The following is a 2,392-nucleotide window of genomic DNA, read 5'->3' on the forward strand; positions in this document are numbered from 1 at the left end:
ATCACCACGCCCCCGGCCAGCATCAGGCTCTCCCCCGCTGGCACCGCTAGCCGTCCTGCATTGATCAGCGTTGCGGCTTCCCCCGTAAAGGCTAGGGCCGTCGGCGTCCCCACTAAATTGGCATAGTCTAGTCCTGTGCTCGTCCACCAGCGATCGCCAAACTCCAGACTCGTCGCCGTTGTTGCCGTAAAGGATCCGCCCACATCCAGACGGGCATTGGGGCCAAAGATGACCCCTGCCGGATTGATCAGCCACAGATTCGCCGAACTACCACTCACCCGCAGCAAGCCATCCACCACCGATACATCACCACCCACCACGCGCCCCAGGATATTCTGCACCGTGGCCTGGGTGCGAAAGGTGGCCCGCTGTCCGGCATCTAGACCAAACTCGTCAAAACTATGGAACAGGTTTGCCCCATCCCGCGATTGCTGCCCGCCACGAATCAGGACGCGATCGCCCTCCTGAAGGACCTGCGTAGTTGTACCATCCGGCGTTACCTGTGCATTTACAGGCATCGCCCAGCCAATCACCGCTGTCACGGCAACGGCTATCCCAGTCATCCCGTTGTTCATGCACCCTGTCCTTCATCGCGCCCTACTCTATGGGTTCGGCAACGGCTGTGACCCCACATGCCAAGCCAACGCCAGCCTATAACCTGTCTCTTAGTGTTGCACTGAACTTAGTCCCCGAGACTCAATTAAGCCTATTTTGTTTCGCAACCCCATGGGCGGGCCACAAACCTCAGACGGCTGGGTCACTCTAGGATGAAGGGCGATCGCCCCTCGTCCAACCGTATAAGTTCTGAATCTTGGTGAAATCCGGATACCTGACCTCAATATAAGTCAGTCTAGATTCTTTGCCGCAGCCCTATGGAGACGAGAGGGCGATCGCTAGTCCTCTATTGCTCTGGCCGACAATAGATCGTAAGAAAAACTCAAGCTCCTGAAGTCGGAAGTAATTTTTCCGGGTTATTTGCTTAGGCTTAGAGTATTCACCCCAAGATCTTATTGCTTCAATGTCTCGACGTTTGGAACGCTTACTCAACTTAGATGCGCTGATTCGTGCAGGCGATCGCCCCACAGCAACGTCTTTGGGAGAAATCCTAGAGGTCACAGAACGTACAGTTCGAAGTGATTTACACTTTTTGCGCGATCGCTTTCATGCGCCCTTAGAGTGGAACCGTAAACAAGGCTACTACTATAACGATCCAACATGGCGATTGCCGAGTATTTCCCTCAGCAAAGGTGAACTGTTTGCTCTGACCTTAGGAGCCAGGATGCTGGAAGCCTATGCTGGGTCTGCCTATGCCCAAGACCTGCAGTCTGCGATCGCCCGACTAGCAGAACGGTTGCCGGAGGAATCGTGGGTTGATTTACAGATAATTGCGGATGAACGCATCATCTTTAGGTCTGGAGCTGAAATTAACCTTGATCCATTGATCTGGCATCAGCTTGAAACAGCCTGTCAGCATTTTAAGCAGGTGCAGATGACCTATTACACTGCTAGCCGCAATGCACAGTCTGAGCGGAGATTTGATCCCTATTTACTCCATGTTTATCGGGGGACGAATCCCTATGTTATTGGCTATTGTCACAAACGTCAGCAGATTTTGTGGTTTCGGGTCGATCGCATTCTAGGGTTAAACCTGTTGGATACAACTTTTGAAAAGGATCCAACGTTTGATGCAAAGCAATATCTATCCTCCATATTTCAGCATGAGGTGGGAGGAACGCCAACTCAGGTTCAAATTTGGTTTGATGCTAAGACAGCTCCCTATATTCGAGAGCGGCGTTGGCATCCAACCCAAACTCTCACGGAGCATCCTGATGGAGCGGTGACGCTGAATATGGTGGTGGGTGGGCTCAATGATGTGAAGCGTTGGGTATTGGGCTATGGCAAGGGAGCGATCGCCCAAAAGCCACCGGAGTTGGTGCAGTTGGTTAGGGATGAAATCAATGGCATGCAACAGCAATACGGGGAAATGCCTTCACAGCAAGTTTAATATTTATCCAGAGGTTACATAGAAATGCAAGAAAGATTTTGGGCCAAGACAGGTCGTGGAGAATTCCTAGGTAATGGACAACCCAAGTATCATCCAGTGATTTGCCACTTAGCAGATACGGCGGCAGTAGCGATGAAGATTGTAGAGAGTTACCTCAGTTCTGTGGCGATCGCCACCCTTGAACGTGGGCTAGGACTGACAGGTGAATCGCTGGTGAAGTGCTGTGGTTTTCTGGCGGGATGTCATGACTTAGGCAAGATTAGCCCAGCGTTTCAGTTCCAGGTGAGTGAGGTCGGAAAAGCTTTGGTAGGTGAGCATTTTTATGATTTGTGGACAAAGCTTCCAGATACAAAAACGCCTCACGGACTGGTTACAGCCAAGACAATG

At 51.5% G+C, this 2,392-nt stretch carries 3 protein-coding genes; 2 read left to right on the forward strand and 1 reads right to left on the reverse strand.

The window, feature by feature from the left end; genetic code table 11:
- A partial coding sequence (locus V6D20_11065; protein ID HEY9816322.1) for a filamentous hemagglutinin N-terminal domain-containing protein occupies positions 1-575 on the reverse strand: 575 nt, incomplete at its 3' end.
- A gap of 443 nt (positions 576-1,018) precedes the next feature.
- On the opposite strand from V6D20_11065, the gene V6D20_11070 reads away from it, so the two are divergent.
- Together V6D20_11070 and V6D20_11075 are read left to right on the forward strand one after the other, a co-directional pair.
- Positions 1,019-2,005, forward strand: coding sequence for a WYL domain-containing protein (locus V6D20_11070; protein HEY9816323.1), 987 nt, complete (start codon positions 1,019-1,021; stop codon positions 2,003-2,005).
- Positions 2,006-2,029: 24 nt separating this feature from the next.
- On the forward strand, positions 2,030-2,392 hold a 363-nt coding region (locus V6D20_11075), incomplete at its 3' end, for an HD domain-containing protein (GenBank protein HEY9816324.1).

The organism is Candidatus Obscuribacterales bacterium, from assembly GCA_036703605.1.
GTDB lineage: Bacteria > Cyanobacteriota > Cyanobacteriia > RECH01 > RECH01 > RECH01.

Coding starts and splice junctions, on each gene's coding strand:
- V6D20_11070 (HEY9816323.1), top strand. CDS start 1,019: ATGTCTCGACGTTTGGAACGCTTACTCAACTTAGATGCGCTGATTCGT.